Here is a 7,008-nt window from a genome sequence, read left to right on the forward strand (position 1 = left end):
TATGAAGAATAAATTTTTAGGAGCATTATGCCTTGCGATAGCTTGTGCTGGTGCAATGGCTTATTCTAGCCGTTATTCAGAAGACAACCCTTCAAGAGATGTTGTGTTGATGGAAAATGTTGAGGCACTTTCCCAGTCAGAATCTGGTGGAGTCTATCTTCCTTGTTATGCGAGTCCTACAAGGAAGTGCAGTGTAAATGTAAGTACTGCTAGTGGACAAGGTGTGTTGACACTTGATGACCATCAAAAAGTGCAGGCGTAAAGTTGTAAATAATAGAGATATGGAGGAGGGATTCTTCATATCTCTTATAATTAATAAATTATGCAAATGAAGAGATTTTTAAAAAATAATTTGATAATCATAGGCTTGTGCTTAGGATTTATATCTTGTTCTTCTGAGCAAAAGTATGTGGAAACAGAAAACTTGCAGGGAGAACTTATGGTTACAGATTCTTTAAATGCAGGTGCTAATCCTAGCATTCTTGCAGATAGTGTTTGGCTTTTGAGTTCATTTTCTAACAAATTTAATACTAATGTTTCTGTTCAGAAAGGAGACTCACTTAAGACCAAAACCCTTGCATTTATGAGAGGTGCTGGACATGGAGAATATGACAAAACGGCATTTGCGGTTTCGTCAGACAAAAGTCTGTATGTGCTTAATTGTTCTTCCAATGGGAATAAAATATACTCATTGTCACGAGTTGCACAAGCAAAATGGCTTAATGGAAATTATAAGATTGATGAAAGCTATGATTTGACTAAGTTGCCAGCTCTAAGATATATTCCTGGTAATTATATTATGCTTTCAGATTCTACATTCTTGATATGTGGTGCTCCATATAGCCAAATAGAACATATATTTACGGTTGTGAATTTTAAAAAATCAACGTTAACCCCCTTAAACTATTGGCCAAAAGACAAAAATCAAAAGGGAGGTTTGGCAAAGCATTCCGTTTATACGGACAATGCGAGTATTTTTAGAAACAAAGATAAATTCTTGTATTTGTGCGGATGGGAACGTTATGCTTTCCTATTTAAGATAGATGAGGGCAATGTTGAAGTAGAGAAGGAACTATATTCTGAGAAATTAGATTACAAAGAGATTGCTGACGGAAATTATGCTCCCACTAAGATAAGCGGAAAATCTCTTAGAATGGATGCAAACCAAAAGGCAATATATGTTTTTTTGATAGAGAAAAATAAGGAAGGACAAGAGCCGAAGAATTATATGGAGTCTCAATTTGGCAATGAGGTAGAGGTGTATGACTGGGATGGGAAGCTTTTACGCCATATCATACTAGACAAAGTTGGCTACAACATAAAGGTTTCTGATGACAATAAATGCCTCTATCTCTTTACTATGAATACAAAAAGTAACGCCCATGAAATTTGGCAATACCAATTATGAAAATATGTCAAGTGCCTCTTTAATCTTAAAGTGGCATTTGGCCTTAAAAAAGAATGTTTATGAAGAAAGTTATTTTAGTGTTAAGTGTTTGTGCTGCTTTGATTGCTGTATGGGGATGTAAGCAAGAAAACACCAACGTAAAGCAATTAGAGTGTGCTAGAAAAATCTCTGTAGAAGTTGGTTTGCCTATGGCTTTAGCTGCAGAGCAGAACTCTTTTATCGTTTCTGATTTTAAAGATGCAAAGGGAATGATAAAGGTGTTTGATATGGAAACGGGTAAACTCAAATATCAATTGGCTCCTAAAGGAGAGGCAAAGGACGAGGTGTTGGATGCCTCGAATTTTGAATTGTTGAAAGATAATGAAGAAACGTGGCTTTATGTGTATGATTTAGGTAAAGGTAAACTTTTAAAGTATGACTTTGGCAATTTAGCAAATAATGGTAATCCTACGCAAATAGACAAGTTGAAGTCTAATGATCGATATTATTGCATAAACAATATAGGAAAAGGGTATGCTGCATTGGGAGTTTTTGAAAATCATAAATTTGATTTGTTGAATGATTCTCTAAAAAAGTATTCCACTTATGGCTCTTATTTGCCAAACAAGGAAAAGGTTTCTAATAAAATGATTGATGCAATGGCTAATTTTGGACGTTCGGTTGTGTCTTCTGATAAGAAAATACTAGTGAACTTTTCCTTTGCTGCAGGGGTGTTGAGATTTTATGACATAAAGGATGGAACATTGATTCATCGTAAGGATGCTGTAGTGAAGCCAATGAACTATAAAGTGAAAAATGATGACTATCAATTGCAGGATGGCCTAGGGTTCTTGGATGCGGCAAATTCCGACAACTACGTTTATGCCTTATATTCAGGGGAAAAAGAAAATTTTAATGCTCCTATGCCTACAGCTAGTTATGTCTATAAATACGATTATCAAGGCAATCTAAAAGATATTTATCATTTGGATAAAGCCACCTTTACGTTGGCTGTGAAAAATGACGATTCTCAATTGTTTACAATCGTGGACGACCCGAACTCAAAAATATTTGTTTATAATTTGAAATGAGTGACACTTGATGACCAGCAAAAAGTGCAGGCGTAAAGTAATAAATGATAGAGATATGGAGACTCCATATCTCTTAATTAAAGGATTTTATCAATGGAGAAATTATTTCTACCTGTACGGTTGGAATGATTTCGAGATGTGTATGGCAGTGGAATACATTGTCTGAGTGAAGCTAGTTGAAACTGTCTCGCCTAGACAGCTAGTCTGTCAGAGTTCGGCAGTCTGACTGTCTAGGCGGGACAGTTTCAACAACTACTCGTACAAGAACTTCGTGGAGCGATGCCTGTTGATTGGTGAGTCAATTTTGCATTTTAGACCGCACTCCGCACGGGAACCGCACTCTGCAAGTTGTTGTTTATCAATAAATTATGTCGTATTTGTGCGGTGTTCGGTCTATTTCTATTTTTCATTCATACAGGTTGAAAATATTTGTTTATAATTTGCCAATCAGCACCAATTAAAAAGGAGGAAGATGGCAAAAATCTGTATTTTTATACGTAAATAATGTCAAAATGTAAAATGATTGACTAAAAATAGTGTTGTTTTAAAATAATTTCCGTATCTTTGCAGACAAATTGCGAATATCAATATTAATACTGTATAGATTATGGAAAAGATTAAGATGACGACTCCATTGGTAGAGATGGATGGTGACGAGATGACAAGAATCCTCTGGAAGATGATCAAGGACGAACTGATTCTTCCTTTTGTAGATTTGAAAACAGAGTATTATGATCTGGGTCTCCCTTATCGTGACCAGACCAACGACCAGGTGACCATCGACTCTGCTGAGGCTGCCAAGAAATATGGTGTAGCAGTAAAGTGTGCTACCATCACTCCTAATGCCCAGCGTATGGATGAGTATAAGCTTCATAAGATGTGGAAGAGCCCTAATGGTACTATCCGTAGTATTATGGATGGTACTGTGTTCCGTGCACCTATCACCATCCCAAGTATCCACCCTTGTGTGAAGAACTGGGAGAAGCCTATCACCATCGCCCGTCATGCATACGGAGATGTATATAAGAGTGTGGAAATCCGTGCCGATGAACCGGGAGTAGCCAAACTCGTGTTCGAGGGTAAGAGCGGAAAGAAGCAGGAGGTGGAAATCCACAACTTCGATGGTGCAGGCGTTATCCAGGGTATGCACAATACCGACAAGAGTATCCGTAGCTTTGCTCACAGCTGCTTCAAGTTTGCCATCGATACCAAGCAGGATCTCTGGTTTGCTACCAAGGATACCATCTCAAAGACTTACGATGCGCAGTTCCGTAAGATTTTCGAAGAGGTTTACGAGAGTGACTACAAGGAGAAGTTTGCTGAACTCGGCATCGAATACTTCTATACATTGATTGATGATGCGGTGGCTCGTGTAATCCGTAGCAAGGGTGGATTCATCTGGGCATGCAAAAACTATGATGGTGATGTGATGAGCGATATGCTCAGTACTGCTTTCGGTTCTCTGGCTATGATGACCTCTGTATTGGTCTCTCCAGAAGGAAAGTATGAGTATGAGGCTGCGCATGGTACCGTTACCCGTCACTACTATCGCTATCTGAAGGGTGAGGATACCTCTACCAACCCAATGGCAACCATCTTTGCATGGAGTGGAGCCTTGAGAAAGCGTGGTGAGATGGATGGACTTCAGGATCTCCAGAACTTCGGCGACCAGCTGGAGGCTGCTTGCTTCGATACCTTGAATGATGGTATCGCTACCAAGGATCTCGTCAATCTGATGGAAGGTGTTGAGGCTAAGCCTGTCAACTCAGCCGGCTTCATCGCTGCTATCCGTGAGCGCCTGGAGAAGAGATTGGCATAGTCCTCTCTCTCTTCTTCAAAAAGATAAAAAAGCCCTGCAGTACTTCTCGTTTATATAGAAGTATTGCAGGGTTTTATTTGTTAGAAAAGTGATTTGTTTAGTTATATGGTGTAGACAATATAATTACACTGAGTTAAAAAGTGTAATATTATACTATGCTTTATCGTTTTTTTTGCAAAAAATCGTTGTTGTTACAAAATTGTAATCTGATGTAACGCTTATTACGAGATAAAAAATGTATTTTTGCACCATAATTACGAATTTATAAAAAATAGATTATGGAAAAGGCGGATAAAAGAATTCTTGTTGTTGATGATGAACAGGATTTGTGTGAAATCTTGAGTTTCAATATCCAGATAGAAGGATATCATGTGGATACAGCCAATTCTGCCGAAGAGGCTTTGGAAATGGATATTGCATCCTATGATCTGTTGCTGCTGGATGTGATGATGGGAGGTATGAGTGGATTCCAACTGGCTAAGAAGTTGAAGGAGAACCCGATGACTGCCCATGTGCCAATCATTTTCCTTACCGCTCGGGATACGGAGAATGATACGTTGACGGGATTCAACCTGGGTGCTGATGACTATATTTCCAAGCCATTCTCCATCCGTGAGGTGATGGTACGCATTCGTGCCGTATTGCGCCGTACCGCAGAACAGAATGGTAGTGCTGATGAACCTAAGGTGATTGGCTATCAGGGGCTGGTGCTGGATCTTGATAGGAAAACGGTTAGCATTGATGGCGAAGCTGTTCCTTTTACCAAGACTGAGTTTGAGTTGCTCCATCTCTTGTTGGAAGAAAAGGGCAGAGTCTTCTCCCGTCAGGAATTGATAGATAGGGTGTGGCCTAAGGATGTGATGGTGCTCGATCGTACCGTGGATGTGAATATCACCCGTATGCGTAAAAAGGTAGGACGATTCGCAAAGTGCATCGTGACTCGCCTCGGTTTCGGATATTATTTCGATGCCTGATTGGTTTGACTTTGATTTACAGATAATTGTGAAGTTTAATATTCAGTTTTTAAAGTTCAATGCTTAAAACAAATACTGTAGGTAGAAAATTGTACTTTAGTGTGCTGGCGGTGTTCCTAGTGTTCGCTGTCAGCTTTATCGTGTTTCAGCAAACACGAGAGAAGCAGTATAAGATTAGTACCCTTACCTTGAAACTTGCCAACTATAACGAGTTGCTGGTGGAGGATCTCGCTCTCTCTTCTTCAAATGGTATTCTATTGTCGGATACGGTGAATCTGGTGGATAGTGTCAGGGTAGCTGAGGCTAAACTTGAGGATTTTGTTCAGGAACACGAAAGTAAAGACTTGCGAGTGACTCTTATCAAGCCTGATGGTAAGGTAATCTATGATAATATGCGTAAGGATTTTCGCAAGTTTTCCAATCATGCAAAAAGAGCGGAGATTGCGGAGGCACTTCAGGATGGAATGGGAACCAGTGTAGAACGCCAGTCTTCTACCCTCAAGCACGATTATTTCTATGTAGCATCCTATTTTCCTAAAAGTCAGCTAGTTGTGCGTACGGCGTTGCCATATAACGATGATTTGGCAAAGTCGCTTCAGGCTGATCAGCATTATATCTGGTTTGCTCTTGTTGCCGTCATCATTCTTACGCTTGTGCTCTATCGGTTCACCAGTCGTCTGGGGAGTAATATTTCCAAACTCCGTATTTTTGCCTATAAGGCAGATCACAATGAAAGCCTGGAGGTAGAAGATTTGGCAAGCTTTCCGGGAGATGAGTTGGGAGAAATTGCTGAAAGAATCATCAAAATGTATAAGCGCGTGCAGACTACCCGAAAAGAACAGGATATCCTGAAAAGACAACTTACTCAGAATATCGCTCATGAGTTGAAAACTCCTGTGGCTAGTATTCAGGGATATCTGGAAACGATTCTGGATAACCCGCATATCAATGAGGCGACCAAGGCGCAATTCCTGCAACGCTGCTTTGCACAAAGTGAGCGTTTGACCTCCTTGCTTCACGATATCTCTACGCTTAACCGTTTGGATGATGGTTCTGATATGATAGATTTTGAGGCAGTAGATATTACCCAGATGGTGGCTGATATTACCCGTGAGACAGCGTTGGCTCGACAGGAAAGGAAAATGACTTTTGATAACCGGATGCCGGAACATATTGTGGTGAAGGGAAACCGAAGTCTGATATATAGTATTTTCCGCAATCTTACAGATAATGCCATTGCTTATGCTGGAGAGGGGCGCAAGATGACCTTGGAGGCGAAGGAACAGGGAAATAAATGGCATTTCATTTTCCAGGATAATGGTCAGGGAGTACCACCGGAGCATCTGGCCCGTTTGTTTGAGCGCTTTTATCGGGTGGATAAGGGGCGTAGCCGCAAAATGGGTGGTACAGGTCTCGGACTTGCCATTGTTAAGAATGCCGTTCTCCTGCATGGAGGTACTATTCGGGTAAGTAATTTGCCGGAAGGCGGTCTCAAGTTTGAGTTTACCCTTAAAAAATAAGCAAAAAAAATTGAATACAATATATAATATGCGCGCGCGAGAGCGTGCGCGTATATGCGTATGTATGCGCGCTCCAGTGTGCGCATGTATATTATAAGGTGCTGATTATCTGATAGTTTATTTAAGTGTTTACGATTGTTAAAAAGTGGCGTTTTTTGAAACTTTTTCCTCAAAACATTTGGTGGAATGAAAAATAGTTAGTACTTTTGCACTCGCT

At 40.1% G+C, this 7,008-nt stretch carries 6 protein-coding genes; all 6 read left to right on the forward strand.

Translation table 11 applies throughout. The features are described 5' to 3' along the window. The first annotated feature begins 1 nt into the window (after nucleotide 1). The 6 genes from DXD25_RS14140 to DXD25_RS14165 all read left to right on the forward strand — a co-directional run bounded on the left by DXD25_RS14140 (nucleotide 2) and on the right by DXD25_RS14165 (nucleotide 6,791). Nucleotides 2–262 (forward strand): NVEALA domain-containing protein, encoded by a 261-nt coding sequence (locus DXD25_RS14140; protein ID WP_117664066.1) that lies wholly within the window; start codon nucleotides 2–4, stop codon nucleotides 260–262. A gap of 66 nt (nucleotides 263–328) precedes the next feature. Next, complete coding sequence (locus tag DXD25_RS14145; RefSeq protein ID WP_147327926.1) at nucleotides 329–1,408, forward strand: hypothetical protein; 1,080 nt, start codon at nucleotides 329–331, stop codon at nucleotides 1,406–1,408. Nucleotides 1,409–1,467: 59 nt separating this feature from the next. Next, nucleotides 1,468–2,478, forward strand: a complete 1,011-nt coding sequence (locus DXD25_RS14150; RefSeq protein ID WP_158556348.1) for a BF3164 family lipoprotein — start codon at nucleotides 1,468–1,470, stop codon at nucleotides 2,476–2,478. A 607-nt stretch (nucleotides 2,479–3,085) separates the two neighbouring features. Then, the gene (locus DXD25_RS14155) at nucleotides 3,086–4,297 is read left to right on the forward strand and encodes an NADP-dependent isocitrate dehydrogenase (protein WP_089545201.1); all 1,212 of its coding nucleotides are present in this window, start codon (nucleotides 3,086–3,088) and stop codon (nucleotides 4,295–4,297) included. A 278-nt stretch (nucleotides 4,298–4,575) separates the two neighbouring features. Next, nucleotides 4,576–5,271 carry a response regulator transcription factor gene (locus tag DXD25_RS14160; protein ID WP_117664069.1) on the forward strand — a complete coding sequence of 232 codons (696 nt, stop codon included), beginning with the start codon at nucleotides 4,576–4,578 and terminating at the stop codon, nucleotides 5,269–5,271. 59 nt (nucleotides 5,272–5,330) lie between these two features. Next, nucleotides 5,331–6,791, forward strand: coding sequence for a cell wall metabolism sensor histidine kinase WalK (locus tag DXD25_RS14165; protein ID WP_117664070.1), 1,461 nt, complete (start codon nucleotides 5,331–5,333; stop codon nucleotides 6,789–6,791). The last annotated feature ends 217 nt before the right edge of the window (nucleotides 6,792–7,008 follow it).

The sequence above is a fragment of the Prevotella sp. TF12-30 genome (assembly GCF_003436715.1).
GTDB lineage: Bacteria > Bacteroidota > Bacteroidia > Bacteroidales > Bacteroidaceae > Prevotella > Prevotella copri_A.

Excerpts from the sequence above, each read along its gene's own strand:
- DXD25_RS14145 (WP_147327926.1), top strand. The coding sequence starts at position 329 with ATGAAGAGATTTTTAAAAAATAATTTGATAATCATAGGCTTGTGCTTA.
- DXD25_RS14160 (WP_117664069.1), top strand. The coding sequence starts at position 4,576 with ATGGAAAAGGCGGATAAAAGAATTCTTGTTGTTGATGATGAACAGGAT.
- DXD25_RS14165 (WP_117664070.1), top strand. The coding sequence starts at position 5,331 with ATGCTTAAAACAAATACTGTAGGTAGAAAATTGTACTTTAGTGTGCTG.
- DXD25_RS14150 (WP_158556348.1), top strand. The coding sequence starts at position 1,468 with ATGAAGAAAGTTATTTTAGTGTTAAGTGTTTGTGCTGCTTTGATTGCT.
- DXD25_RS14140 (WP_117664066.1), top strand. The coding sequence starts at position 2 with ATGAAGAATAAATTTTTAGGAGCATTATGCCTTGCGATAGCTTGTGCT.
- DXD25_RS14155 (WP_089545201.1), top strand. The coding sequence starts at position 3,086 with ATGGAAAAGATTAAGATGACGACTCCATTGGTAGAGATGGATGGTGAC.